Genomic DNA, 26,147 nt, shown 5'->3' on the forward strand with positions numbered 1-26,147 from the left:
GGTTAGCCATCCACTCGGAACGTGAGCGTGGTCGTCCCGAGCTGGATCATGTCACCGGGGTTCAGGGCCACCGCGGAGACCCGCTGCCCGTTGACCATGGTCCCGTTGGTCGACCCTAGATCGGTCAGCACCACCTGGGCGCCATCGAAGTCGAGCCGGGCGTGTCGGCGGGAGATCCCCACGTCCGGCAGTCGCAGATTGGCCTGGTCACCCCGGCCGATCACGGTCGAACCCATCTGCAGCGGATAGGTCCGCCCGTCACCCGAGACCAGCCGTACGTTGCGGGCACCGGCCGGCGAGTGCGGCGGTTGACCGTACCCACCGCCCTGCTGGTCGTACGGCGGATAGCCGCCCTGACCACCGCCGGGCATGTCGTACCCGGGCTGCTGCACCGGCGCGACGTCGCCGCCGGTGAACACCTCGGCGGTCACCCGGAACATGCCGGTGTCCAGCCCGTCGCCGCGCTCGATCTCGACGATCACGTCGCCGTAGACCGTCCAGGCCTGCTCACCGATGAACTCCGCCTGCGACTGGGCGAGCTCCTGGGCCAGAGCCGCCGCGTACGGAGCCAGCCGGCTGTGGTCGTACGGCGAGAGATCGATCACGTAGCGGTTGGGCACCAGCGTGCGCCCACCAGCCAGGATCGCCTTGTGGGCCTCAGCCTCCCGCTGCATCGCGTTGAGGATCTCCACCGGGTGCACGACACCCTTGAACACCTTGGCGAAGGCCCCTTCGACTAGGCCTTCCAGACGCTTCTCGAAGCGTTGCAGCACGCTCACCGGCTCCTCCTCGGGTTCCGAGGACATGATGGTATCCGGCCGTCGCCCGTGCCACCCGCACGCCGATCGACCACCGCTCCCGGCCTGTCCCGAACGACCGACCCGCCCCGTGCTACTCTTCGCCAGGCGTCGCGGGCGATATCAAGCTCGGGGCGACCAGGGACAGCGTAGTATGTCCCGGCACCTGCCAGCGGGTGGCCCCGACCGACACCCCCACCGGGATCGGGAAGGACCGGCCGGGTTAGTCTTCTACCGACTGTCCCGGACAGCATCCGGGGAAGTGGCGGAATGGCAGACGCGCACGGTTCAGGTCCGTGTGCCCGAAAGGGCGTGGGGGTTCAACTCCCCCCTTCCCCACCAGCAGGCCGGGCGGTGTTAGCCGCCCGGACCAGCTAGCAACGATCAAGAAGGCTCCGCCCGACGGCGGGGCCTTCTTCACATATCACCCGGATATCCTGTTGACCGTTTACTCCACCCCCCAGCTCAGGAGTGTCGTGTGAGCGTCGCGTTGGTTACCGGTTCCGGCGGTCTGATCGGATCGGAGGCGGCCCGGCACTTCGCCGGACTCGGCCTGGACGTGGTGGGCATCGACAACGACATGCGCCGCGAGTTCTTCGGCCCCGAGGCGTCCACCGCCTGGAACGTCGAGACGCTGCGGCGTGACCTCGGCGCGGCGTACACCCATGAAGCGGTCGACATCCGCGACCGCGACGCACTGGCGGGCCTGTTCCGGCGGTACGGCCGGGACATCGCCGTGGTGATCCACACCGCCGCGCAGCCGTCGCACGACTGGGCGGTCCGCGACCCGTTCACCGACTTCGACGTCAACGCCGGCGGCACCCTCAACGTGCTGCAGAACGTCCGGGAACACTGCCCGCAGGCGCCGGTGATCCACTGCTCCACCAACAAGGTGTACGGCGACCGGCCGAACAGCCTGCCGCTGATCGAGCAGGAGACCCGCTGGGAGATCGCCCCGGACCACCCGTACGCCGGTGGGATCACCGAGGACATGTCGATCGACGCCTGCCTGCACTCGGTCTTCGGCGCGTCGAAGGTCGCCGCCGACATCATGGTGCAGGAGTACGGCCGCTACTTCGGTATCCGTACCGCCTGCTTCCGGGGCGGCACGCTGACCGGCCCGGCGCACTCGGCGACCGAGCTGCACGGCTTCCTCGGCTACCTGATGCGCTGCAACATGGAGCGGCGGACCTACAAGATCTTCGGGTACGGCGGCAAAATGGTCCGCGACGCGATCCACAGCCACGACGTGGTCTCCGCGTTCGAGGCGTTCTTCCGCGACCCACGCCCGGCGGCGGTCTACAACCTCGGCGGCGGCCGGCACTCCAACTGTTCGCACCTGGAGGCGTTCGCCCTGGCCGAGCAGATCACCGGCCAGCAGATGATCACCGAATATCAGGAGGCGAACCGGGTCGGCGACCACCAGTGGTGGATCGGCTCGAACGCCGCTTTCCAGCGTGACTACCCTGGCTGGAAGCAGGTCTACGACGTGCCGATGATCCTGCAGGAGATCTACCAGGCCAACGTCGACAAGTGGGTGCCCCAGAAATGATCGACCAGGGCAAACGCAACCTGCTCGGGGTGCTGGTCGACGCCGTCGACTACGAGGCCGCCACCGAGCGGGTGGTCGACGCCGCCCGGGAGCGCCGCCCGCTGGCGCTGACCGCGCTCGCCGTACACGGGGTGATGACCGGGGTGCTCGACCCGGCGCACAACGCCCGGCTCAACTCGTTCGACCTGGTCACCCCGGACGGCCAACCGGTGCGCTGGGGCCTCAACCTGCTGCATGGAGCAGGGCTGAAAGACCGTGTCTACGGGCCGACCCTGACGCTGCGGGTGCTGCAGCGCTGCGCCGACGAAGGGCTGCCGGTCTACCTGTACGGCTCCACCGAGGAAACGCTGGACCGGCTGGTGCCGAAGCTGGAGCAGATGTTCCCGGCGTTGAAGCTCGCCGGGGTCGAGCCGTCGAAGTTCCGCTCCGTCCAGCCTGGCGAAGAGGTGGAAATTGCCGACCGGATCCGGGACTCGGGGGCCCGGCTGGTGCTGGTCGGGCTGGGCTGCCCGCGCCAGGAGGTCTTCGCGTACGCGATGCGCCCGCTGCTGGACATGCCGCTGATGGCGGTCGGCGCGGCCTTCGACTACCACGCCGGCCTGCTGCGGAAGCCGCCATCATGGATGCAACGTGCCGGCCTGGAGTGGCTATGGCGGCTCGGGCTGGAGCCGAAGCGGCTGTGGCGCCGGTACGTGATCCTCAACCCGGCGTACCTGAGCCGGCTGGGCGCGCAGAAGCTGGGCATGTGGCAGGCCACCCCGCCGCAGCCCGCCACCGACCGCCCCGCCACCTTCGCCGTCTGACCCCACTCGATCGGGCTCCGGAAACACGACCGAGACGACCAACTCGGGGAGGACTCATGGAAATGACGAGCTATTCCGTGTCCTGTAGGCGGGTCGGTAACTGGTGGGCCATCAGTGTGTCCGAGCTCAAAGGCCTTCACACCCAGGCCCGCCGCCTTGACCAGGTCGCCACCATGGCTCGCGAGGCGATCGCTCTACTGTTCGAGGTCAATCCAGCCATAGTAGACGTTGAGGTACGTCCGGAGCTGCCCGGAACAGTCACGGCAGCACTGGACGCAAGGCAGGCCGCTCGGGACGCTGACGAGAAGGCCGAACAAGCGACCGCGACGGCTATACGGGCTCTGCTGAGCGACGGTTACACCGTCCGGGATGCGGGTGCCCTTTTGGGGCTGTCACCCCAACGCATCTCACAGATCGCCGCTCGAAACACTACACGACCCACGTCAAGCGCAGCATAGAGTTACGGTTCGCTGCCACCGCCCACTCGGCTACATGTACTGGGCGCGGCGCGCCCAGCCCCTGGCTGGGTTCGGCGGCTGGCCGCGCACCTGCTGTAGGTCCAGGTCGGTGGCGTTGGGTGACAGGTGTTGTTGAGCTAACTATCCCAATGGCGTCCGGATTTGCCGATGACAGCGCGTCCCTCGCTCAGAGTTGGTGCGTTCAGTGTGTTTGCTGCGCCACGAAGACGTACTCCAGCCCAGGGCGGTCTGGCGCCTCTCGAACGTCGAGGGCGGTGAAACCATTGGTCGCCAGGGTCTCCTCAACCTTTGCTCTACTGCGGAACCTGAGCGTGGTAGTCGGACCACACTTCCAGGCCGTCCGAGGCGAACGTGTAGGTGTATCGGAAGGAGACATACGGCAGAGCCACCCTCGTGACTTTCCTGCGCTGCTCGACGACGCCTTCGGTCTTCGAGTTCTTGTCAGGAATCGGAAGATCATCAAGCGGTGGCCGCCTCGTGTCGGACAGGACACGCCGACATCCACACAGGATTGCCACGGCCACCACCGACCGTAGTTAAAGAACGATCGTAGGGCAGCCGCGCTTTAGCGTTGCTGGAATCTTCGCTGGTAGTGGCCGACACGGACGCTATGTTGGTGTCGCCGCATCCATCGTGGCCATCGATGAATGCTGGCGACGTCGTGCATGCGGGTGATCATGTATGCGAGGAGACGTCTAACCTTAATGAACGTGAGTGGCACTACGGATATATTTGGTCACGGCCGTGTTGTCGGGCGTCGCTCCGGTCTACTCCCTACCTGGGCTTCTAGCTGCTCCATCGCATTTTCGTCGCCTCGCCAGTAGGCGTCGAACACCTGTCGGCCCACGTCGGCAGACATATCGTGATCGTTCCTGGCGTATACGGCGTGACCCTCCTCCTGAGCCTTTAGGTCGAGAGCGTCTCTGATCAACACAAGCTCCGGTCGCACCGCCGCCGTAATGGCGTCACCGAGCTGGAGTAACCCCTGGGCATAGTAATGCAAACCTTCGTCGCTAAATGAATCCTCGCAAGTGATGAACTCGTAAAAAGAAAAATAGGAAGCAGAAGCCATGCATCCGCAATGAATGAAGTATGTATTCGGATTTTCATCGTACCACGGACGCCGATTTTCGATCCTTTCCCAGGTGGATTCGATGGTCGAGAGCGCATTCGGGCTCAACAGTATGTTCACGGACTGGCGTAGCACATCGAAACCGGAACTAAAACCTTCGACGCCGAACCGCCCTTGTTCATCGGTGGCATCCTCAAGATACCGGTGTGTCTTGATCAGGTTCCGGAGGGCGTACGGTATAGCTACCGCAGGTGGTGCGGCGTCCCAATCCTCTTCCGACAGTGCGCGCGGCGCGCCATCCGGTATTTTGTCGAGGAATAGTTGGAAAGCCAGCCGGTGAGCCGTCTTTTCGACGGCAAGCCGGCGTCTCGCATCTTTACGGAGGCCCTGTCCGAAACGTTTTTGGGTAGCTGTCTTGCTAAGGCCACCGAGACGGACTCCGATTTCTTCCCAAGTGGCACCGCGAGACTGAGGGGCCTCGCGTTTTCCGGACAGTGGTCCGGCCGGTTCTTTCACGCCGCGATTTGAAGGTTCTCGAACTCTGCGTGGACTTCCCGGGGAGGTCGGTAGCCCACCGCTGAATGCAGACGCTGACGATTGTACCAGAATTCGATGTAGGCAGTAACGTCCCGGCGCGCCGCCTCACGCGTGGGATACTTCACACGCGACACGCGTTCGTTCTTCAGCGCACCGAAGAACGATTCCGCCATCGCATTGTCGAAACAAATTCCGGTCCGGCCAGCGGATCGCCGCAACCTCAGATCCCGAAGCGTTCTGCCGTAGTCGTCCGACATGTAGTTGCTGCCCCGGTCCGAATGAAAGATGGCGTTCTTCCTGAGTTCGCGATTCCGGGCGGCGTTACGGATGGCGCGGGAGATCAACGGCGTCTGGTAGTGGTCGTCCATCGCGTACCCGATGACTTCCTTCGTGCAGCAGTCGATGACGGTCGCCAGATACAGCCACCCCTCGCCGGTCGGGATGTACGTGATGTCGCCGACGAGCTTCTCCCCAGGCGCGTCGGCGGTGAACTCCCGGCCGACGAGGTCAGGCACCGTGCCGGACGACGACTGGGTGAGTCCCCACCGCCTCGGGCGGGGCTGGCACGGCACGAGCCCGAGCTCGCGCATCAGCTGGCGGACGAGTTCCGGCCCGGCGGACACGCCCTGGCGCCGCAGTTGCGCGTGGACACGTCGATGCCCGTAGGTGCCGTCAGACGCGGCGAACACCTCCTCGATGGCCGATCGAAGGTGGGCGCGGCGGGTGGCGGTCGCGGAGTCGGGCCGGGTTCGCCATTCGTAGTACCCGGACCTGGACACGCCGAGTTGTTCGCACATGAAGTCGACGGGGTAGGCGTACTTCGCGGTGTCGAGTCGCATCGTCTCGATGAACTCGTACAAGCTCGTTACCGAGGGTCCTTCGCGAAGTACGCCGCGGCTTTTTTCAGGAAGCTGTTCTCCATTTCGAGTTCCCGGTTGCGGCGTTCGAGTTCCTTCAGTCGAGCGCGCTCGTCGACGCCGATCTGTGGGCTGTTCTGGGCGCCGCTGTTTTCCCGCCGGTACTGGCGGACCCAGGAACGCAGCGTCTCCGGATGAACGTCGATCTCCCGGGCAACCTGCGACACTGGCTTGTTCGACTGTAGAACGAGTTGCACTGCTTCTTCACGGAACTCTGGGGTGTATGAGCTTATGCGTGCCATCGCGCTTCTTCCCTCGACTTTCCTTACAGGGTAACCTTATTGGCTCCCTGTCCGGAATCCTCGGGGCACCTCAAACCGGCTATTACCTAGGGTGTGCGGCCACAGCCACGCTACGCATGACTCACCGATCCAAGATTGGTCGGTACCCTGTTTGTTGCTGTCGGTGTTCGATTCTCGATACTCCATGGTAAACTCATCCTTTCCAGCCAAGGACGTCAACAACGAGGCGGGCAAAGTTTACGGCAGCGGCGACGGCCAGTAGATAACGCCGCCGACTCGTGGACCTTGACTGGCGCGCGTGTTCATTGTCCGTCCTCGGTGATTCATCTGGAATGCTTTTGGGTGCTACATCGTCCGAGCTTTGACTCGGAGCGTTCGGGCGACTGGACATATCGGAGCTCCTTCCTTCTTAGGTCCTTGTGCATAAAGCAAATCCCCTGCGGGACTTCGATCTGGATGCCCACGACCGTAGGAGAACAGGAACGTTCCCGCAAACAACGCGAGTCCACCGTTGGTGGACGCCGGGCAACGCGCCAGGGTTGACAATGCAGCGGTAAGCGTGCTGCAAAGCAGCCGCACTAGTTGATCATGGCGTGGGTGTCCGCCGTCGTAGCCGAGGCGCGGGACTGCGTAGATTTCCGTGTTTGACCTGGGTGTGGTCCGTTGGACAGGACGTCGATCCTGTCCAGGAAGGACCACGTCATGGCAGACAAGAAGAATCCAGTTCAGCTTCCGGAGCCGTCGGCAGCGGAGCGGGAGTTCGCCCAGCAACTGGTCGAGCGGGCCAAGGCCGACGGAGTCTCGTTGGTCGGACCGGGTGGGCTCCTCGCCGGGATCACCCGCACCGTCCTGGAATCAGCGCTGGACGCCGAGTTGGACGCCCACCTCGACGACGCCGGTGTCGACGAGGCCACCGGCAGGCGGGTCAACATCCGTAACAGCCACGGGGCGAAGACGGTGCGGACCGAGGTCGGGCCGGTGCGCGGATCCAGGTCCCCCGGGACCGGGCCGGGTCGTTCACCCCGCTACTTCTCCGCTACGTACACGCCGCGACCGGAATGTCCGACGACGAGAGCTCGGTCGTGCAAGAGCGAGACGGCGCGATACACGGTCGCGGGGCTGACGTCGTACTGGTCGGCAAGCTGGGCGGTGCTGGGCAGCTTCGCGCCCGGCGGTAGCTCGCCACTTTTGATCTTCGCGGTCAGTTCGTCCGCGATCCGTCGGTAATTGGCTGGCGCTGAGGGCATGGCTCATCCCCTTGATTCGTTGCCACTATTTGAACACGCACAACCTCCATCAGCTGAACTCGGACCGACGGTGCCTGAACTACCGAGTCTGCTGGAGTGCCGAGGACTCGTAGCTCATCCAAGAAGGCCTTGGTCTGTCACCGAAAACGGCGACCCGTGCCCGTCATGCAAGTACCGAGTATTGCCATTCTTTAGTACGTCAAGCGCCACGGCAACGCGCCGCCATACATAGGGGCGGAGCCGCTGCTGTGCCTTTTCCGCCGCACAAAACTCGAACGCAGACAGCTCGGTATCCGAAATCTTGAGTCCGGAAATCTGTTCATCGGTCAGCTCGCCACCATCGAAGATGAACGAGAGCAGGTCATCCCAGGGTCCGTGTGGTGATACCCAATCGACCACCAGCAGTCTGGCTACATGCACGTCCAGGGCGAGTTCTTCTCGGAGCTCGCGGCGGACGGCCTCATGAGGCGGTTCGTTGGCTTCAACCATGCCGCCGGGCATGTCCCAGTCCGGCTTGTACTGGGGGTCGACGAGGAGGATCTGTCCCTTGCGGTCCCGGATGAGCGCGTCGGCACTTACACGCTTGCGTGGCTGTTTGGAGTTACCTTCTGCCAGATACGCCCGCCATGCCTCCGGGTCACGCTCATACAGCGGAGCGTCCGCGTTCACGATCTCTCCTCAAGCGTCGATGGATCGCTACGTCCCGCCTGGGTGCGCCACTGGCATAGCCACGCCCGCTCACGTAGCGCCTCATCAAGGCAACTCAGGAACTCGGCCACCATCCGAGCACCCCGGTGCGGCTCCAGCAAGCGCCTGAGATCGAGGAGTTGCTGGATGACGAGATAGGAACCGAGCTGCTGGGTCGCGTCCAGCACCTCTTGAGCGACGGCACATGCCTCCTCAGGCCTGCCCTGGGCCACGAGCACAGTCACAAGGATAAGCTGTCCGAATGCCCGGCTTCGAGTCCGGTCTCCCGGTCGCAGTTGGACGACTCGCTCGGCCTGCCGTTTCGCCTGACCTAGGTCACCGAGTTGGCGCAAGCACCGGGCTGCCTCGTTGGCCAGCGAGCCTTCATCGAAGTGACTCACCCACGGCGACCGTTCCTCAGCCGCCTCTGCTTCAAGCACCCGCTCTGCCTCGATGAGGTGCTGTGCGCAGTCGTCCGGTTGTCTCAGCGCGGCGAAGGCACGGGCTTGCATTGCAAGGAGGCGAGCTTCGAGTTCAGGCAACCGCGGACCACGCGCCAGCACCTCGCTGCCTTGCCGGGCGTACCGGAGAGCGTCGGTTGGCTTGCCCCGGTGCTGTGCGAGGTGGCTCAGGCTGGCGAGGATGTGCGTGCCGAGCTGCCGGTCGTTTCCGAGTTTGACCAGTTCGAGTGAGCGCGCGAAGTGCTGTTCGGCGGCCTGGTCCCGGCCGGCGTCGTGAGCCATCCACCCAGCCATCTCGGTCAAGGCGGCTGCGGCCGTGAACGCCAACTGCCCATCGCTGCTCTGGTCGACTCCGAACATGCATGGTGCGACTTCGGCTTGCAGGTACTGCACGACCGTGGCGTAGAGGTGGCCGCCGCCGACTTGTCGGTCCGCCGCCCGAAACGACTGCATCGCGGAGGCATAGCCATTGCCGTCACCCAGCGGCAGTCCGAACGGCGGAGCCTGAAGCGGGACCGGTGCCGGCACGACTTGTCTCGGTACAGCCGCCACCTTTGTGACGGCCATACGAGAGTCGTCGCTCGCAGACGATGTGCTGGGCAGCTTGAACCACAATAGATGATCGGGAATCCGGAGCGTACGGACCCAGTGCGTCAGGCTGTCGAGGTGTCGAACCGGCGGCCCGTTCTCGATGCGGCTAATCTGGGCTTGCGTCAGGCCGAGCCACCCACCGACGACGCTCTGCGGAACGCCATCTTTCCCGTAGAAGGCGATGTGCTTCGGGTGCTTGCGATACGCGCGCGAGACCTGGCCAATGTGCAATGCCACGTAGCCTAGGTTGATCTTGATGGTGGCTGGACCCGATGGATGTGGATGGTCGGTGGACGCTGGTGGCGGATGCTGGCCGGTTCGTGGGGTTTCTTGACCCGGTACTGGTTGTGGCGGGCGCGTTTGACCGCGCGGGGGCAGGTGCGTTCGCGTCGGGTGGGGATCAGGAGAGCGGCGATCCGGGCGAGGTGGGTCGGTAGCTGGTCAGCCCAGTCCTGAGGGGGGAATGTCCGCCGTGCCGGTGGCGGTGCGGCGGATCAGGCGCAGGGCTCTGGTGAAGGAGATCCTGTCCGGATCGAGGTCGGCGGCGGCGGACGCTTTCGCTGTCAGCGCGCTGATCGCGTGGTGGACGATCAGGTAGGCCCAGATCTCCTGATGGGCCAGGTCCGGCAGACGGGACCGCAGCACCCGTCCGGGACCACGGAGGTGGGTTTTGAGCTGGTCGTTGGCGGTTTCCTCCTCCCACCGCTCGTGGTAGCCGCCAGCTAGTTCGTCGGCGTGGGCGTCGGCGGGGTCGACGATGGTGGTGATCAGGGCGATCAACTCGCCGGTGCCGTCGCCGACGCGGTCGGGAATGTCGTACTCGACCACCCGGGCGAGGTGGACGACCGGCAGGCCCCGGTCGTCGAACGCGTCGGGAACGCTGTTGATGTCGGTCAGGTCAGCTCCGGCGCGGGCGGCCGCGAGCAGTCGTTCCCGTCGACCGCCACGGACGGTCGGTTTGATCAGGACGGTGAGATAGGTGCCGTCGGACAGGATCTTGACCACGGGCAGGTCGAGCTGGGTCGGGGCCCGCCACAGCAGCGCGGCGCCGGTCGCGGCGGCGGTGTCCCACGCCTGCCAGGAGTAGAACCCCCGGTCGGCGGTGAGTAGTTCGTCGGACCGTAGCCGTGGGTACAGCCGCTGCGCGAGGGTCTTCTCCCCTTCCGGGTAGGCGCCGATCTCGGCGGCGACGAAGGCGTGGGTGCCGCACTCCGCGAGGGCCACGACCCGGGCCTTCGGAAACGCGGAACGGTTCCCCCCTGACCCGGCGTAGCCGAACTCGGCCGCGTTAGCCGTGCTGTCGGGCACATCGACGGTGAACCCGTCGATCGCCAGCAGCCGCCACCGGCGTAGGAACGACCCCCGCGCGGTCCCCAACGCGCCCGCCGGCGCTGTCGGGCCCGCCTCGCCCGCGACCGGCCCGCACGTGCGCTCGAACAGCTCGGCGAACACCCGGCGGCCCAACCGTTTCCGCGCCTGGCTGATGGCACTCGAGGTCGGCACGCTCCACGCCGCGTCCCAGCACCCGAACCGGTCCAACGACCCGGTGACCCTGGTCGCGACCTCGGTGTAGTCATCGTCGGGGAACAACGCCAACCCCAACGTCAGGTAGGTGCTCACGTGCGCCGGCAGTTTCCCGTCCGACCGCTGCTCCCGCACCCCGCACACCTCGATCGCGGCGTCGACCTCCTCCCGCGACACCTGCGAGATCAGCACCCCGAGCGTCACCTGATCCGGCCGTACCACTGGACGGTCCACCACATCCACCGACATGACCCGTGATCAAAACAGTCAGCCGAGCCGTGGTCGTCCCGCCACGCCGCACCGCCCAGGAGTCCACATCAAACCCGCAGGTCAAACCCAAGATCAACTTAGGCTACGTGGCATTGGGCCAATGTGCTGCGCCCTGAAGGCGTCCCGAAACTGATCGGTGTACCAGAAGTCATCCGGCAACTCCGGCGGCTGGATGGCGAACTCGCGCGCCTTGGTCTGACACGGCGCGCACTGGCCGCTCTTGTTGTCTCGGGCAAGGCGCGTTCCGCAACGACAGTAACGCGGCTGGCGGTTCGCGTCCATGATCGTCCTGATCCTCGAAGCGGAGTCCTGTACGGCAATTCTAGAGCGGGATCAGCCTACGCGCTGCACCGCATACGCGGCATGTATGGCAGGTATACGCCTGCGGTCATGCCCAGTACGACCGAGCGGCCCCACTATCGAGTGACCGGACACGTCCCAAACCAGAGAGGACGATCCATGTCTCACCAGATCCAAACCCAGCGGCCCTGTGTGCGTACCGCCGATTGAGGCTGCGCGCGCAGGGCGGGCGGCCCGACCTCCGCACCCCCGTTCGGGGTCGGGCCGCCCTTCCACCCGCTCTACCCAGACCGTGCCCGATCTGCGAGCTTGAAAGGCGGTGCCGTGCGTAGACTCCTCGACTTCCTCCGCGTGATGATGCCGGCAACTGATCGGTAGCGTGCCGGCCGACCGGTCTCCGGCCGATCCCCGCCCCGGCGACGAGTTGATCATCGACGGTCGGGCGAGTGTCCAGTTCGCGGCTGGGCGAGGGTTCCGGTTCCGGGTGACGACAGTGGACAAACGGTGGACGTACCAGGACTGGGTTTGGCTGGCCGGGTACGTGTTGGCAGCCGACGGTGAAGCCCGCGAACGGCGGGAGATCTTCGTCCAGCGCGACGGTCTCCGCTGGGCACCGCGCCCGCGCCGACACCGCTGACCAGGGCGGCGGCACAACTGCGACGCGATCCGCGCCCTCTCGACCCGTACCCCTGAAGTTTCTCGATCGATTGAAAGGTGGTCCCTGCCATGCGGAGATTCCTTGACCTGTTCCGCCGACCGCCGGTGCGGAGCCGGCGCAACCGGCGGTTGCTCGCCGAGATCGCCCACCACAACCGGCGCACACCGACGCCGCGTCCGCCGGTGCGGCGGGCACCGAACAACGTCGGTCACCTGTACGGCAGGCCGGTGCGGCCGTCGATCAGCCCCGGCCTGGTCCGCGACCGCCGGTTCGGCGACCGCGTCCGGCGCGGCTGCGACCCCACCGAGGTACGCACCTTCCTGCACCTAGTCGCCGACGAGCTGACCGCCCTGCGCGCCGAGCTGCGCTCGACCCAGGACGAAAACGTGCGGGTCAAGCAGGCGTTGCGGGACTGGCAGTCACAGCAGTTCCAACAGTTCCAGGCAGGGACGGGGGTGACCGGATGACCGGGGTCAACGGAGTGCCGGCCGGGCCAGTCCGCGTCGTCGGGTTCGGGTCCGAGCGGCGGCGGGCGCAGCTCGTCGTCACCGTCGCAAACCTCGACACCGGGCAGGTGGCGTCGACCAACCTCGTGCCGGGATCGTTCACGCCGCTACCGACACCAAACGGCACCTGGTGGCTGCCGTACGCGCCGATCGTCACCGACCTCGCCACCCGCGCCGGCGTCGCCGCCGCGACACTGTGCGACCCGGACTTCCCCGACGAACCCGGCCGGCTCCCGTCGTCCGGCCTGACCCTGCCGATCCAGTGGCAGCCCGGTGCACCGGAGCGGGACCGCCACCGGTGGGAGGCGTCGGCGCTCGCCAACCGGCTCACCGCGCCGTGGCTGGTCCTGATCGGCCGCAGCAGCGATCCGCCGCCACCGGGCGACCCGGCCCGGCTGCTCGGCCGGCTGTGCGCGCTCGCCGACCAACTTCACGTCGACCTGATCCTCGAAGCCCGACCAGCGTCGACCCCGAGCGGGCTGAGCTGGGACATCCGGTACGAACTCGCCGGCGGGAAAGTGCCCGACTACCCGCACCGCTGGGTAGCCCACCTACCGGCGGCGATCACCTCAATCAGCCCGGAACGGGCCGCGTCCGGGCTGGCCGTCGCCGACTGGAACCTGCCCGCCCACTACCTCACCGAGGCTGCCCTCACCCCGCACCCGGTGCCGGTCGGGCTCGACGGTCACCCCGGCGGCCATGACCTCGACCAACTCGAACGACGCATGATCGCCGACGCCGAGCAGCACGGCGGCGCGCAGGCGATCTGGCGGAACCGGCACTGGTGGCACACCAGCCTGCGACCCGACGACACCGAACCGGGCGGGGTCGGCGGCAGGTTCCGGCGCGGCTGGGAGCCGCCAGCGCCGAGATACTGGGGCGAGCCGATCCCCACCCATCCCTGCCCACAATGCACCAATGTGGCAGATCCGCCGTACTGCACCGACTGCTACGGCACCCGCCGGGTCCGCCACGGCGCCGTCGTCACCGTCACCGACCTGCGCGGCCGCACCGTGCACCGCAACTGGCGACCCGATGACGGCCCGACCTCGCCAACGCTGGTGCACACCGACCAGGCGTCCGGCACCAGCGTGTGGCAGCTCCCCGAGCACTACCGGATCGGCTCCCTCGCCGCCGAGTTCGGCGTACAGCCCACCGACCTGACCGACATCGACGGCGAACACGTCATCGACCAGCACCTGCGCAACGGGGTCAGCCAGATCCACCACGGCCGCGACCCGCTCGCCGCGTACCTCGCCGAAGCCGCCGCTGCCCACGATGGCGCCCGCATCATCGCCCGCGCCACCAACTGGCCCGGCCCTACCCTCGACCAGCTGGCCCGACTCGTCACCGGACTCGGTCTCGCCCTCGACGTCACCGCCGTCAACCACCGCCACAGCACCGGCCGGCCGGAGCTGATGCAGGGCCACACCTGGTCGGTCCAGGTCGCCGACCCGGCCACCCCGCCGACCGTCGACCCGGTCCCCACCAGCGCCGCCCTGCCCGAAGCTGTCGCCCTCTGCCACCGCTACCTCTACGGCGCGCTGCGCGCGACCATCCCTACCGACCCCGAAAAGCCCATGTCCGTCCCCCGCCGGCCCGCGACCGCCGGCCCAGCACCCGACACCACCAGCTTCATCACCGAGGTACGCCACCAAGCCGCCAGCCACCCCGGCACCCCCGCCACCGTCCGCATCCACCCCGACGGGACCCACACCACAAGCTGCTGATCCCACCATTGGCCGTTCGGCGGTCCGGGTTCCGCATCACTGCGTTGATCTGAACTACTTCAGATACACTGAGAGGGTGAGTGTGCAGAGCTTTCCATACAGCGCTTTCCTCCGAGGCCCGTCGCACGTGCTGCCGTCGTTGGCGGATGCCGACGTGATCCTGGAGCGCCGTGACGAGGAGAACCTCGTACTGATGCGGGCCGAGCGGTTCGACGCGGTGGCGGCCGGGCTGCGGATCGCGGCCCGGTCGCTGGCGCTGCTGGCCCGCCGGCAGCGCGATCTCGCCGAGGAGTTGCTGGCCGAGGAGCTGCCGTGGCTGACCTGGCTCCCGCCGGAGGAGCGTGTGGCCTGCGTACGGGAACTACTCGCCGATCTGGTCGCCGGTGCCGACACCGGGCTGTTGACGCCGTTTGCCCGCAACCTTGCCTCGTGGCGGTCCACGGCCGAGGCGTGGACCGACCCGGGCCTCGCCCGTGACCTGCAGGGCCCGTTCGACGGTGACGGCCCGGTGATCGACAAGCCGATGTCGGAGGCGGCGTGACCGGCCGGGGTGAGCAGATCCTGCGGCCACGGCCCTGGCTGGTGCGGGCCGCTGACCGGCAGGCGTACCAGGGGTGGCAGCGGCTGCTGGCCATGGTGCCGGAGAACCTCGACCGGGCTTGGGTCGCGTTGACCAGCGATCCCCGGCACGTCGACCAGCGCCAGCATCCACTCAAAGGGGCGCTCGGCGTGGTCAAGGTCGGCGGCGCGGCGCTCGAACAGTGGCAGTACGAGGTCACCGGCGGTGGTCGGATCTGGTACGCGATCGACGACGAGCGTCGGACGCTCTGGATCACCCGGGCGGGCACCGGCCATCCCAAGCAGACCGATACCCGCCGCCGGTGACAGGTGCCCCGCGCCCAAGAGCCGGTACGGCGGCCGCCGCAGACCAGTCGAGGAGTTGACTTGACTCTGCAGTCGTAGCGCAGTCAAAATGCAGTCATGGCTGTGGTGCTCACGATCCGCGACGTGCCGGAGGAGGTGCGGGACCTGCTGGCTCAGCAGGCCCGCGAACGCGGCCAGTCGCTGCAGGCGTACCTGTTGGCCGTCCTCAACCGGCAGGCCGACTTCTGCCGCAACCGGCAGCTCCTCGCTGAGCTCAGCGACGAACTCGACGGCGGCAGCGGCGGAGCCGGACCGACCGCATCTGACGCCGCCGACCTGCTCGCCCGTTCCCGCGCTGAACGGGATTTCCCGGACTCCGCGCCATCCGGGCGGGACGTCGCATGATCGTCGTCGACGCCTCGGTCATCGCGAGCGTGCTCGTCTACAGCGACGACCGCGGCCGCAAGGCCCGCGCCGTCCTGGGCTGCGATCCCGAGTGGGCGGCACCGGAGCACTGGAAGGTCGAGGTCTTCTCCGTCATGCGAGGGCTCGCCCTCGGCGGAAAGATCACCAACGAGACGGCGGCGCGGGCGGTCGACCGGATCAGCCGCCTCGGCGTCGACACCGTCCCGATCGACGACCTGCTCACGCGAATGTGGCAGGTCAAGGCGAACATCAGCGCGTACGACGCCCCCTACGTCGCCCTCGCGGAGCGCCGCGCACTGACGCTGGTGACCGCCGACGGCAAACTCGCCCGAGCGGCGAGCGCGTACTGCCGGGTCGAACTCGTCGCGTAGCGGGACGCGGGTTCGGCGGCCTGATCTTCCGCCACGGCCAAGGTCTTCCGCCTAGGCAAGCGCTTTCCTATGCTGATCCGATGATTCGGATCGACGACGCGCTGACCCCGGCCAGCCTGCAACCCAGGATCGACCGCCTCTGGGAAGCCTCCGCCCACAAGATCGACTCGATCGAGAAGACCTGCCCGCCCGGGTCGCCGTCGCCGGTCTTCACCGTCGATGGCCGGTACGCCGCCCGTGGCTGGACCGAATGGACCCAGGGCTTCCAGTACGGTTCGGCGCTGCTGCAGTTCGACGCCACCGGCGAGCAGCGGTTCCTGGACTCCGCCCGCGAGTTGACCGTCGCCGTGATGGCCAGCCACGTCAGCCACATCGGCGTGCACGACCACGGCTTCAACAACGTCAGCACGTACGGCAACCTGTGGCGGCTGATGGCCGAGGGCCGGATCCCGCACGACCGCGCCGAGCGTGACTTCTACGAGCTGGCGCTCAAGTTGACCGGCGCGGTGCAGGCGGCCCGCTGGCGGGACACCGCCGACGGCAGCGGCTACATCTACTCGTTCAACGGGCCGCAGTCGCTGTTCGTCGACACGATCCGCTCCTGCCGGGCGCTGGCCGTGTCCCACCTGCTCGGCCACGCACTGATGGGCGAGCAGGACGAGCGGATCTCGCTGCTCGGCCGGCTGATCGAGCATGCCACCAACACCGCCCGGTACAACGTCTTCTACGGCGAGGGGCGGGACAGCTACGACATCCGGGGCCGCACCGCCCACGAGTCGATCTTCAACGTCAACGACGGCCGGTTCCGCTGCCCGAGCACCCAGCAGGGTTACTCGCCGTTCACCACCTGGACGCGCGGGCTGGCCTGGGCGATGCTGGGCTTCCCGGAGCAGCTGGAATACCTGGCCGTGCTGCCGGACACCGACCTCGAACCGTACGGCGGGCGGGCCGAGGTGACCGCGATGATGCTGCGGGCCGCCACCGCCACCTGCGATTTCTACCTCGAACATACGCCGACCGACGGCATCCCGTACTGGGACACCGGCGCACCCGGCCTGGCCGCCCTCGGCGACTACCTCGATCGGCCGGCGGACCCGTATAACGATCATGAGCCGGTCGATTCGTCGGCGGCCTGCATCGGCGCTCAGGGGCTGCTGCGACTCGGCCGCTACCTGACCGACGCCGGGCAGCCCGACGCCGGTCGGCGCTACTGGCAGGCCGGGCTGACGGTGGCCGGCACGCTGCTCGGCGAGCCGTACCTGAGCACCGACACCCGCCACCAGGGACTGATCCTGCACTCGATCTACCACCGACCCAACGGCTGGGACCACGTGCCGGCCGGCAGCCGGGTGCCCAACGGCGAGTCGAGCATGTGGGGCGACTACCACGCCCGTGAGCTGGCGCTCTACCTGCAGCGGGTAGCGCGTGACGAGCCGTACTACACGTTCTTCGGCCCGGCCGGCACCGACAGCACCGACAGCGTGGGCACCATCGGGGGCGGACGGTGACCGCCCCCGCGCGGGTCGCCATCGTCACCGGCGGTTCCCGGGGCATCGGGCGTGGGATCGTGCTGTCGCTGGCCGCCGCTGGCTACGACGTCGTGGTCAACTACGCCCGCAACGCCGACGCCGCCCGCCAGGTCGGCGAGCAGATCGAGGCGATGGGCCGCCGGGCGCTGCTGGTCGGCGCGGACGTGTCGGTCGCGGCCGACCGCCACCGGCTGGTCGATCAGACCGTGGCGACCTTCGGCCGGATCGACCTGCTGGTCAACAACGCCGGTGTGGCCCCGGACGTACGGGCGGACCTGCTCGACGCGACGGAGGAGTCCTTCGACCGGCTGATCGACATCAATCTGAAGGGTCCCTATTTCCTGACCCAGCTGGTCGGCCGGACGATGATCGGCCAGCTGGCCGACGGGGTGGTCGATGCTCCGAAGATCGTCATTGTCTCGTCGATCAGTGCCTACACGGCGAGCGTCAACCGGGGCGACTACTGCGTGGCCAAGGCCGGCCTGGCGATGACCACCCAGTTGTACGCGGCCCGCCTGGCCGAACACGGCATCAACGTCTACGAAATCCGGCCCGGGATTGTCGCCACCGACATGACCGGCCCAGTCCAGGCCAAGTACGACGAGCTGATCTTCAACCAGGGGCTCACGCCGATCCGCCGGTGGGGTCAGCCAGACGACGTCGGGCGGGCCGTGGTGGCGGTCGCCACCGATCTGCTGCCGTTCAGCACCGGTCAGGTGATCGACGTCGACGGGGGCTTCCACCTGCGGACGCTGTAGCCAGCGGACGCTTCAGCCCGCCGGCACCCCTACGGGTGACCGATGGGTGGTCGACCAGGGCTGCGCCCGGAGGCGCCGACGTCGACCGGCCGGCAGGATTCGGGCATGGACATCGCTCTGGTCGGCTGGGTGGCGTTGACCGGTGGCTGGCTCGCCGCCGCCGTAATCGCCGAATCGCTGCCGTCGGCGGGCAGCCCGGCGGCCCTGCGGCGCCGGGTCGGCTGGCTGACCGCGTTCGTGCTGGCCGGCCTGGGCGGGATCGCCGGGTTGATCGGTGGCGGGGCGGCCAGCGCCCAGGTGCTGCTGGTCGCCGTGCCGGCGGTGGCGGTCGCGGTAGTGACCCTGCCGCGCCTACGGCGGCTGTACGGCGGATCGGCGGCGTTCGTCACCGCGCCCGCCGCGCCGAGTCCGCCGGGGCTGCTGGCCCGCGCGGCGCACCCGTTGGTGGCGTTGCCGGTGCAGGTGACGACGGTGACGCTGGTGGCGGTGGCGGCGCGGTACTTCGGTGGTGTGCCAGTGCTGGGGGTGGTGGCCGACGGGCTGGTGCTGACCGTGGCGGTGATCCTGCTGGTCGCGGTCGGGGTGCGGCATGCGCTGCGGCACAGCGCGCTGGCTGAGCACGCCTTGGTCGGCCGGCTGCCGAGTAGCTGAGCTGGGCTGGTCCGGCGGCCGTTCCGGGGGGACGGTGAGGCTGGCGGGACGGTCGAGGCCGGGCACGGTTGAGCCCCGGGACGCACCCGGGGCTCAACCGTTGGTCAGTCCAGGTCGAATTCGCCGTCTCGGGCACCGCCGAGGAAGGCGTCCCACTCGTCGGAGGTGAAGATCAGGACCGGCCCGGTCGGGTTCTTCGAGTCGCGAACCGCGATGGCCTGGTCGACGAACGCGATCTCCACACAGTTGTCGCAGTTCGGCCCGCTGCGCGAGCTCTTTCGCCAGGCCGCACGGGTCAGGTCTACCCGAAGCCCCTTGACCTCGATGTCCACAATGGCTCCTTTGCGCGTTTCGCGATCATGGCGACGGACTCCTCGGGAGTGAGCGCCGCCGCGCGTATGTGATCGAAGATAAATATGTATTTGCGTAGTTCTTCGGTCTTTTCCAGGAAGAGCCCACCGGTGGCGTTCTCCGCGTAGACCACGTCCGCGTCGCTGGGCTCCGGAAAGTCGAGGATGGCGAACGTCCCGTCCATCCCCGCGTGTGCCCCCACCTCGAACGGAAGGACCTGCAGGGTCACGTTCGGCAGATCCGCCGCCTCGACGAGGCGGTGCAGCTGAGCGCGCATCACCGCGTCGCCGCCGACCGGCCGACTCAACACAGCCTCATCGAGCACCGCCCATACATCGATCTGATCTTCCTGTGTCAGTAACGACTGACGCTTCAGTCGGACATGGACGCGGTGGGCAACTTCTTCGTCGGTGATGTCGGGCCGGGCCGAGCGGATCATCGCCTGGGCGTAGTCGGCGGTCTGCAGCAGACCGGGGACCACCTGCTGCTCATACGCCCGGACCGACCGGGCCGCCGCCTCAAACCCGACGTACGCGCCGGTGAGTACCGTGGAGTACGGATGCCACCAGCCCTTCTGCCGAGCCTCCCGGGCGATCTGCACCAGCTCCTCGGCCTCTTCGCCGGTCACGCCGTAGATCTCCAGCATGTCGCGGACGTCCCGGGGAGTCGCGGTGGTGTGCCCCGTCTCGATCCGGGAGACCTTGGAGGCGGAGCACTCCAGTCGTTCGGCCACCGAATCGATCGTGACTTTCGCGGCTTCCCGCCGCCGGCGCAGTTCGGCGCCGAGACGGCGGCGACGGACGGTTGGGCTTCGGCGCTCGGTCACCGGTCACCTCCGGTCAGGGGTGTATGGGGCAGTCGGCCGGACCCCGCGCACGCGGTTGAGGGGCGACGGGGGTTACGTCGCGAGCGGTCGTGCGTGGACGGGGAGGAAGGCCGATGCGGAAGAAAGCCTGTTCAGTCTGCCGCCCGTACATGTAGGACTTCAAGCAGCAATCGACCGAGCGATTTTCGCACTACGCCAAAACCACTTTGCAACTTGCATCAGCGGCGACAGTGGTGCACTCTTTGCGTAGGCCCAAGGTCACTCAGCGTTCACCCAAGATCGTATCCGCCGCGGTTGCGCCGTACCGCGACGGTGTCTGCTGTCCGGACACCCACAACGCCGTGCCCGTCTGACCACCGGCTCCACCGGTGGAGCATCCGACAGTGCCCGGTGCGGATCCGCATGCCCGGCAGCAATCGGACAACGGCAGCTCGGAACAGGAGTAGCGGTGCTACTACCCCGCTCAGGAGACGTCCTCCACGTGACCCGTGCGGCAAGCGTGCAGTTCCTCGAGCCGCTCCTATTCCGGGTTATCCGGGTCCACGACTGGCCGACCTACCAGGGTTGGGTCTGGCTGGACGGCTACGAACTCAACGCCAGCGGCGAGGCCGTCGACCGACGCTCCATTTTCGTCCAGATCGACGGACTACGCCAGCTCCGGGTGGTGGCCGACCGGCCGGGTCGGGCAGCCGCCCGGCGGCCGGCTTCGGCGGTGATGTCGGCGCGGGCCAGCTGACCCCGGCTCAGTCCTCGTCTCCGTCGCCCGGCTCCCCGGTCGGCTCGGCCGCCCCGGTCGGGTCAGCCGGACCCGTCGGCTCGGTGTTGGTCGCGGCGATCACCAGCAGGATCTCGGTGCCGGGCGGCACCTCCGTCCCGGCCGGCGGGTCGGTCTCGAGCACCGTGCCGGCCGGCTGGTCCGAGCCGCGCTGTTCCAGCCGGTAGACCAGGTCGCGCTCGTCGAGCTCGGCACGGGCGTCCGCCAGCGGCAGCCCGGTCAGCGTCGGTACGACCACCAGCGGCGCCTCACTGGTCTGCTCCTCGGTCGGCTCCGGCTGCTCCTCGGTTGGCTCGGGCTGCTCCGTCTCCGGCTGCGAGGTCGGCACGGTCGCGGTCGGCGCCGCCGTCGGCGTCGGCCCGCCCGGATCCGTGGAGTCGTCCAGCGTGCTGGCCCACCAGATCAACAGGCCGACCAACGCGACCAGCAGCAGCACCAGAACACCGATCAGGATCGGCAGCCACCACGGCCGGCCGCCGCCGGCCGTACCGCCCGGTCCCGGCCAGTCGCCGGTGCCGCCGCCACCCGCCGCCGGACGCACCGGTACCCCGGCCCGGCCGGACCACGCCGGCTCCCGGGCGCCACCGGCGGCGGAACCCGCCGGAAGGTCGGGCGCGGTCGAGCCCGGGTGCCCGCCCTGGTCGGCGACCGTCGCGCCGGGGTCGCCACCCGGCGGGCCGGGCCGACCGGGCGACTGGTCGGACCCACCGGTCGGCTCGCCGGCCTGGTCACCTGGCCCACCGGCCCTGGTCGCCCAGGGGTCGACCGGCCGGGGCAGCTGGCTGGTGTAGTCCCCGGCGTCACGCCCTGCCGAGCCGTCCTCCGCGGGATCCCTCGGTCTGTCGGCCATGACTCGTCCTCTCAGTACCACCGGTACGTACCACCGGGCGTGACTTTCGGTAGGGCTCAAGATATCGACCCGGCCGCCGGACAGCGCGCCCCACGCCCACGAGTCGCCGGACTTCGCCACTACCGCTACAGTGCCCGGCATGGCCGTACGAGGCTGGGGAAGATCGGTCGCGACGGCGACCGGCATCGCTGCGGGCGCAGGTGCCGCGCAGCTTGGTCTGGGCTACGGCCTCGGCATAGTCGCCTGGTTACCGTCAGTCGACGGCGAAGGAGAGGCGTCCTGGGTCGCCAGCCTCGCCTGGGCGACGTGGATCACAGCGACCTCGGTGGTGATCGGTGCCGTCGTCGCGGACCGGCTCGCGCCGTCACGTCCCAACCCGGAACTGTCGGCCGGCGCCGATCCGGATCGAGCGCCGGAGAGCCTGCTCACCGCGAGCCTGTGGCGCCTCGCGCTGGCCGCAGCAGCCGCGATCGGCGGGATGCTCACGGTCGCCCTGATCGCCGTACCCGCGCGCAGCGCGACCCGGGCCGATACCTTCTCCCCGCAGACCATCGCCGCCGGGTACGCGATGGTGGGCGCGGTCGTCGGACTGCTGATGGCGATCTGGGCGGTCGCCTCCCGGGCGGCGGCGACGAACGCCATCGCCACCGTCGGCTGGCTATGGCTGCTGGCGGTGGTCGCCGTGATCGACTCGGTGATCTCCGGCACCGGGCTGACCAGCGCCCAACTCGGCGTCTGGCAGATCACCACAGACAGCGAACAGTACTGGTTCCGCAACATCTACCTGCCCGGGGCGGCGCTGTCGCTGGGTTCGGCGTTCATCATCGGGGCGGTCTCCGCCTGGCCGGCCGCCCGCGACGCGCGTCGCCGGGTGGGTGCCGCGATCTCCGGCGGTGTCGGCCCGGTGCTGATCGCCGCCGCGTACTTCCTGGCCGCCCCCCGGCTGGTGGGACCGCGGGCGGAGCAGCTCTCGGCGCATCTGCTCGCCCCGTACGCGGTGATCGCCGGCCTGGCCGGGTCGGTGCTGGTCACCGCGATCGCGCAGCGGCTGGAGATGTCCCGCCGCCAGCCCGCCGCCACCGACCACGACGGCGCGTCTCCCACCGATGCCCCGGCTACCGGCGGGTCTGCCGGTGGCCGGGACGATGCCACCGGCTCCGGCTCCGCCGCTGAAGGCAGCGACGCGCCGGTGCCGGAGCAGCCGACCAGTGGCCAGGTGGCCGACGCGCCGGCCCGCGGCACGGCTTCGGTCACCGGCGCTGGCCGGCCCGCGCCAACCACCCCCGACGGCAACTGAACGACGCGATTCAGACGCGATTCAGTCGACCGGCCAGGTGTGCACCGGTTCGTTGCTGCGTTGCAGTTCGGCGTAGCGCTGCAGCATCTGGTGCAGCGCGTCGGGTCGGGCCAGGCCCTGCTCCCGCTCGGCCCGCCAGACCGACTCGGTCTGCCAGACCGCGCCGTTGCGCCTCAACCGGCAGCGTTGTTCGATGATGCCGAGCAGCCGGTCGCGCTGCTGTGCCGAGACGCCGAACCGGTCCAGACCGGCGTACGCCTTGGGCAGCAGGACGTCCAGCACCAGATCGGTGACCGGGATCTCGCCGAGCTGCGGCCAGTGCATGTGTGCGGCGATCCCACGCCGCGCCGCCTGGTGGAAGTTCTCCTCGGCCGCGCCGAAGCTCAGCTGGCTCCACACCGGGCGGTCCGCCTCGGCGAGCTCCCTGGCCAGGCCGAAGTAGAAGGCGGCGTTGGCGAGCATGTCGACGACGGTCGGCCCGGCGGGCAGCACCCGATTTTCCACCCGTAGGTGCGGTCGACCGTGCATGATGTCGTACACCGGCCGGTTCCACCGGTAGACGGTGCCGTTGTGCAGCCGTAGCTCGCTGAGCTCGGGAACGCCGCCGGCCTGCAGCACCTCGACCGGATCCTCGTCGGCGCAGATCGGCAGCAACGGCGGAAAGTACCGGACATTCTCCTCGAACAGGTCGAAGATCGAGGTGATCCACCGTTCACCGAACCACACCCGGGGCCGTACGCCCTGCGCCTTCAGCTCGTCCGGCCGGGTGTCGGTGGCCTGCTCGAACAGCACGATGCGGGTCTCCGCCCAGAGCTGTTTGCTGTAGAAGTACGGTGCGTTGGCACCGAGCGCCACCTGGACCGCCGCGATGGCCTGGGACGCGTTCCAGTAGTTGGCGAAGTTGTCCGGGGAGACCTGCAGGTGGAACTGCACGCTGGTGCAGCCGGCCTCCGGGGCGATCGAGTCGGTGTACGCCTGCAGCCGCTCCACACCCCGGATGTCCAGCCGGATGTCCTCCCCACGGGCGGCGACGATCTGCTCGTTGAGCACCCGGTAGCGCCCGTTGGTGGAGATGTTGTTCAGCACCAGGTGCTGTGGGGTGAGGGTGGGCAGGATGCCGATCAGGATGATGGCCGCCTCGGCCTTCGCCGCCCGGTCACCGGCGCGAGCGAGGCTGGCCTGCAGGTCGGCTTCGTAGTCGGCGAACCCGTCGGCCTCGATCAGCCGAGGGCGCGCGTTGAGCTCCAGGTTGAACTGCCCCAGTTCGGTCTGGAAGGTGGGGTCAGCGAGGTTGGCCAGGATCTCCGCGTTGCGCATCGCCGGCTCCGCGTACGGATCCACCAGGTTCAGCTCGATCTCCAGCCCGGTCGTCGGCCGGTCGGCGTCGAACTTGAAGTCGTCGAGCATCAGCGCGAAGACGTCGAGGCAGCGGCGAACCTTTTGCCGGTAGCGTACGCGATCCTCCCGACTGAACGACGCGCGTGAACCGACATCCCTACCCATAATGCCCTCCCCGGCGCGCCCCGAACGACCGCCGCCACGCTCGCTGGCCGAGCGGCGCGGCAGAACCGTTCCGACTGTGTGGTGATGCAACCCTGCTCGACCGCGGGCTGTCGCCGGCTCCCCCAGCCGGGACAGGCGTTGATCGCCCCAAAGTGAGCGGACCGAAGCGCTCGGTTTCACCTTTTCACATCCGACGGGCGTCTTCTACTGGGGTTACTACAGACAGCGGCACCCCGGTCACCGACGAGGTGACCGGGGTGCCGCTGTGTCGCGCCGGGTACGGGCGCCGGGGCTCACCCCTGACGGATGGCCTCGCCCTCGATCTCGATCTTGATCTTCTTGCCGACCAGCACGCCGCCGGTCTCCAGGGCGACGTTCCAGGTCAGGCCGAACTCCTCGCGGTCGATCTCGGTGCTGGCGGTGAAGCCGAAGATGTCCTGGCCGAACGGACTGCGGCCGGCACCCTCGAACTCGACGGCGAGCTCCACCGGCCGGGTCACGTCCTTGATCGTCAGCTCACCGGCGAGCACGAACTCGTTGCCGCTGTGCGACGCGATCCCGGTGCTGCGAAACTCGATGGTGGTGAACTTCTCGACGTCGAGAAAGTCGCCGCCGCGCAGGTGGGCGTCCCGGTCGGCCTGCCCGGTGTTGATGCTGGTCGCCTGCAGCACCGCGGTGACCGACGACTGCAGCGGGTCCTCGGCGACGGTGATGGTGGCGGTGGCGTCGGTGAACTCACCACGGACCTTGCTGACCATCATGTGTCGGGCGACGAACCCGACCCGCCGGTGGGCCTGGTCGAGCTCGTAGGTGCCAGCGGTGGGGATGGTGATGCCGTTCCACTCGCGGGTGGTCTGGTCGGTGCTCATGGCTGCTGCCTCTCGCGGGACATCCGGTTGAACGGGAACATGTGCGACAGCAACAATAGACTAGGCAATATTCCTCATGTCAAGTACTGCTACGATGGCCTGGTGACCGAGAACCTCGCCGACGATCACCGGATCACCGCGATCGGCCTCCTCTTCGAAGTCCACACCGGGCTCGCGGCCCGCTTCGCGGCGCAGTTCGAGGAGCACGGCCTGTCGACGGTCGAGTTCGAGGTGCTGATGCGGCTACGTCGTTCCGCAGGTCACCAGCTGCGGATGACCGACCTGGCCGCGCAGGCGGCGCTGTCCACCAGTGGCGCGACCCGGGTGGTCGACCGGATGGTGCGCGACGGGCTGGTCTGCCGGCGCGCCTGCCCGTCCGACCGGCGCAGCTCGTACGCGGTGCTCACTCGGGCCGGTCAGCAACGCCTCGACGACACCCTCCCCGGTCACCTGCAGCTGATCGAGCAGTGGTTCACCGGTCAGTTCGAGCCTGCGGAGTTGACGACGCTACTCGACACCCTCCGGCGCCTTCGTGACGCGGTGCATCCGCAGGCGACCGCCGGCAGTGACGAAGCGACCGCGTCCGTCCGTTGACCGACGCCGGCACCGGCAGAACGACCGGCAGAAAGCACCCTCGATCAACGACATAAGGCCCTGAAAGCCGCAAAGAGCTCGGATGGGCCGGATAGCGTACTGGCGACCGG

General features: G+C 68.1%; 27 protein-coding genes, 1 tRNA gene and 1 pseudogene. 17 read left to right on the plus strand and 12 right to left on the minus strand.

Annotation, left to right across the window (positions count from 1 at the left end; genetic code table 11):
* Window positions 1-2: 2 nt before the first annotated feature.
* Entirely contained in the window at window positions 3-806 is an 804-nt protein-coding gene (locus EDC02_RS35915; protein WP_123606559.1) for a DUF3662 and FHA domain-containing protein, read from the minus strand.
* Between the two features lie 247 nt (window positions 807-1,053).
* Here EDC02_RS35915 and EDC02_RS35920 point away from each other — a divergent pair.
* The 3 genes from EDC02_RS35920 (at window position 1,054) to EDC02_RS35930 (ending at window position 3,152) form a co-directional block, all read left to right on the plus strand.
* Window positions 1,054-1,139, plus strand: a tRNA-Leu gene (locus EDC02_RS35920).
* A gap of 136 nt (window positions 1,140-1,275) precedes the next feature.
* The gene (locus EDC02_RS35925; RefSeq protein WP_123606560.1) at window positions 1,276-2,349 is read left to right on the plus strand and encodes an NAD-dependent epimerase/dehydratase family protein; all 1,074 of its coding nucleotides are present in this window, start codon (window positions 1,276-1,278) and stop codon (window positions 2,347-2,349) included.
* Complete coding sequence (locus tag EDC02_RS35930; RefSeq protein WP_123606561.1) at window positions 2,346-3,152, plus strand: WecB/TagA/CpsF family glycosyltransferase; 807 nt, start codon at window positions 2,346-2,348, stop codon at window positions 3,150-3,152. Before EDC02_RS35925 ends, EDC02_RS35930 begins: the two co-directional genes overlap by 4 nt.
* 1,215 nt (window positions 3,153-4,367) lie before the next feature.
* Here the strand turns inward: EDC02_RS35930 and EDC02_RS39940 are convergent.
* Complete coding sequence (locus tag EDC02_RS39940) at window positions 4,368-5,219, minus strand: hypothetical protein (protein WP_148083771.1); 852 nt, start codon at window positions 5,217-5,219, stop codon at window positions 4,368-4,370.
* Window positions 5,216-6,399 (minus strand): IS3 family transposase gene (locus tag EDC02_RS35935; RefSeq protein WP_123601332.1). Its coding sequence is split into 2 segments (ribosomal slippage): window positions 5,216-6,132 and window positions 6,132-6,399, totalling 1,185 coding nucleotides; the frame shifts between segments, so codons are not numbered across the junction. The genes EDC02_RS39940 and EDC02_RS35935 overlap by 4 nt, the downstream gene beginning before the upstream one ends.
* Before the next feature lie 702 nt (window positions 6,400-7,101).
* Here EDC02_RS35935 and EDC02_RS35940 point away from each other — a divergent pair.
* Window positions 7,102-7,320 (plus strand): annotated as a pseudogene (locus EDC02_RS35940) (IS256 family transposase); the annotation flags it as partial.
* Window positions 7,321-7,424: 104 nt separating this feature from the next.
* Here the strand turns inward: EDC02_RS35940 and EDC02_RS35945 are convergent.
* From EDC02_RS35945 to EDC02_RS35960, 4 genes are all read right to left on the minus strand, one after another.
* Window positions 7,425-7,646, minus strand: coding sequence for a winged helix-turn-helix domain-containing protein (locus EDC02_RS35945; RefSeq protein WP_123606562.1), 222 nt, complete (start codon window positions 7,644-7,646; stop codon window positions 7,425-7,427).
* Between the two features lie 114 nt (window positions 7,647-7,760).
* Window positions 7,761-8,315 carry an NUDIX hydrolase gene (locus EDC02_RS35950; RefSeq protein WP_123606563.1) on the minus strand — a complete coding sequence of 185 codons (555 nt, stop codon included), beginning with the start codon at window positions 8,313-8,315 and terminating at the stop codon, window positions 7,761-7,763.
* On the minus strand, window positions 8,312-9,622 hold the full coding sequence (locus tag EDC02_RS35955) for a DNA-binding protein (RefSeq protein WP_233606615.1): 1,311 nt from the start codon (window positions 9,620-9,622) through the stop codon (window positions 8,312-8,314). Before EDC02_RS35955 ends, EDC02_RS35950 begins: the two co-directional genes overlap by 4 nt.
* Window positions 9,623-9,826: 204 nt before the next feature.
* Entirely contained in the window at window positions 9,827-11,143 is a 1,317-nt protein-coding gene (locus EDC02_RS35960) for an IS4 family transposase (protein ID WP_233605980.1), read from the minus strand.
* Window positions 11,144-11,858: 715 nt separating this feature from the next.
* Between EDC02_RS35960 and EDC02_RS35965 the strand changes: the two genes are divergently transcribed.
* The 10 genes from EDC02_RS35965 (at window position 11,859) to EDC02_RS36010 (ending at window position 18,972) form a co-directional block, all read left to right on the plus strand.
* The gene (locus EDC02_RS35965; protein WP_123606564.1) at window positions 11,859-12,116 is read left to right on the plus strand and encodes a hypothetical protein; all 258 of its coding nucleotides are present in this window, start codon (window positions 11,859-11,861) and stop codon (window positions 12,114-12,116) included.
* Window positions 12,117-12,205: 89 nt separating this feature from the next.
* Window positions 12,206-12,604 (plus strand): DivIVA domain-containing protein, encoded by a 399-nt coding sequence (locus EDC02_RS35970; RefSeq protein ID WP_123606565.1) that lies wholly within the window; start codon window positions 12,206-12,208, stop codon window positions 12,602-12,604.
* Window positions 12,601-14,373 (plus strand): hypothetical protein, encoded by a 1,773-nt coding sequence (locus EDC02_RS35975; RefSeq protein WP_123606566.1) that lies wholly within the window; start codon window positions 12,601-12,603, stop codon window positions 14,371-14,373. Before EDC02_RS35970 ends, EDC02_RS35975 begins: the two co-directional genes overlap by 4 nt.
* 76 nt (window positions 14,374-14,449) lie before the next feature.
* Window positions 14,450-14,914 (plus strand): hypothetical protein, encoded by a 465-nt coding sequence (locus tag EDC02_RS35980; RefSeq protein WP_123606567.1) that lies wholly within the window; start codon window positions 14,450-14,452, stop codon window positions 14,912-14,914.
* Window positions 14,911-15,258, plus strand: coding sequence for a hypothetical protein (locus tag EDC02_RS35985; RefSeq protein ID WP_123606568.1), 348 nt, complete (start codon window positions 14,911-14,913; stop codon window positions 15,256-15,258). The genes EDC02_RS35980 and EDC02_RS35985 overlap by 4 nt, the downstream gene beginning before the upstream one ends.
* A gap of 96 nt (window positions 15,259-15,354) precedes the next feature.
* Window positions 15,355-15,642, plus strand: coding sequence for a hypothetical protein (locus EDC02_RS42145; RefSeq protein ID WP_123606569.1), 288 nt, complete (start codon window positions 15,355-15,357; stop codon window positions 15,640-15,642).
* Window positions 15,639-16,034: a type II toxin-antitoxin system VapC family toxin gene (locus EDC02_RS35995; protein ID WP_123606570.1), complete on the plus strand. Its 396-nt coding sequence runs from the start codon at window positions 15,639-15,641 to the stop codon at window positions 16,032-16,034. Before EDC02_RS42145 ends, EDC02_RS35995 begins: the two co-directional genes overlap by 4 nt.
* An 80-nt stretch (window positions 16,035-16,114) precedes the next feature.
* On the plus strand, window positions 16,115-17,542 hold the full coding sequence (locus tag EDC02_RS36000) for a glycoside hydrolase family 88 protein (RefSeq protein WP_199758043.1): 1,428 nt from the start codon (window positions 16,115-16,117) through the stop codon (window positions 17,540-17,542).
* Window positions 17,539-18,321, plus strand: a complete 783-nt coding sequence (locus tag EDC02_RS36005) for a 3-ketoacyl-ACP reductase (RefSeq protein WP_123606571.1) — start codon at window positions 17,539-17,541, stop codon at window positions 18,319-18,321. The genes EDC02_RS36000 and EDC02_RS36005 overlap by 4 nt, the downstream gene beginning before the upstream one ends.
* Window positions 18,322-18,426: 105 nt before the next feature.
* Window positions 18,427-18,972: a hypothetical protein gene (locus EDC02_RS36010; protein ID WP_123606572.1), complete on the plus strand. Its 546-nt coding sequence runs from the start codon at window positions 18,427-18,429 to the stop codon at window positions 18,970-18,972.
* Window positions 18,973-19,076: 104 nt separating this feature from the next.
* Here EDC02_RS36010 and EDC02_RS36015 read toward each other — a convergent pair whose 3' ends face one another.
* Together EDC02_RS36015 and EDC02_RS36020 are read right to left on the minus strand one after the other, a co-directional pair.
* Window positions 19,077-19,298 carry a DUF397 domain-containing protein gene (locus tag EDC02_RS36015; protein ID WP_370461626.1) on the minus strand — a complete coding sequence of 74 codons (222 nt, stop codon included), beginning with the start codon at window positions 19,296-19,298 and terminating at the stop codon, window positions 19,077-19,079.
* On the minus strand, window positions 19,274-20,149 hold the full coding sequence (locus tag EDC02_RS36020; RefSeq protein WP_123606574.1) for a helix-turn-helix transcriptional regulator: 876 nt from the start codon (window positions 20,147-20,149) through the stop codon (window positions 19,274-19,276). Before EDC02_RS36020 ends, EDC02_RS36015 begins: the two co-directional genes overlap by 25 nt.
* A gap of 448 nt (window positions 20,150-20,597) precedes the next feature.
* Here EDC02_RS36020 and EDC02_RS36025 point away from each other — a divergent pair, with 448 nt between their 5' ends.
* A complete protein-coding gene (locus EDC02_RS36025) occupies window positions 20,598-20,885 on the plus strand; it encodes a hypothetical protein (RefSeq protein WP_123606575.1) in 288 nt (95 codons plus the stop codon).
* 7 nt (window positions 20,886-20,892) lie between these two features.
* On the opposite strand, the gene EDC02_RS36030 is transcribed toward EDC02_RS36025, so the two are convergent.
* On the minus strand, window positions 20,893-21,774 hold the full coding sequence (locus EDC02_RS36030) for a PASTA domain-containing protein (protein WP_123606576.1): 882 nt from the start codon (window positions 21,772-21,774) through the stop codon (window positions 20,893-20,895).
* Between the two features lie 139 nt (window positions 21,775-21,913).
* Between EDC02_RS36030 and EDC02_RS36035 the strand changes: the two genes are divergently transcribed.
* Window positions 21,914-23,071 carry a hypothetical protein gene (locus tag EDC02_RS36035; protein WP_123606577.1) on the plus strand — a complete coding sequence of 386 codons (1,158 nt, stop codon included), beginning with the start codon at window positions 21,914-21,916 and terminating at the stop codon, window positions 23,069-23,071.
* A 21-nt stretch (window positions 23,072-23,092) separates the two neighbouring features.
* Here the strand turns inward: EDC02_RS36035 and EDC02_RS36040 are convergent, their stop codons facing one another.
* Window positions 23,093-24,574, minus strand: a complete 1,482-nt coding sequence (locus EDC02_RS36040; RefSeq protein WP_123606578.1) for a glutamate--cysteine ligase — start codon at window positions 24,572-24,574, stop codon at window positions 23,093-23,095.
* A 293-nt stretch (window positions 24,575-24,867) separates the two neighbouring features.
* Complete coding sequence (locus EDC02_RS36045; RefSeq protein WP_123606579.1) at window positions 24,868-25,443, minus strand: YceI family protein; 576 nt, start codon at window positions 25,441-25,443, stop codon at window positions 24,868-24,870.
* 102 nt (window positions 25,444-25,545) lie between these two features.
* Between EDC02_RS36045 and EDC02_RS36050 the strand changes: the two genes are divergently transcribed.
* Window positions 25,546-26,037, plus strand: a complete 492-nt coding sequence (locus EDC02_RS36050) for a MarR family winged helix-turn-helix transcriptional regulator (protein WP_123606580.1) — start codon at window positions 25,546-25,548, stop codon at window positions 26,035-26,037.
* Window positions 26,038-26,147: the final 110 nt, after the last annotated feature.

The sequence above is a fragment of the Micromonospora sp. Llam0 genome (genome assembly GCF_003751085.1).
Classification (GTDB): Bacteria; Actinomycetota; Actinomycetes; order Mycobacteriales; family Micromonosporaceae; genus Micromonospora_E.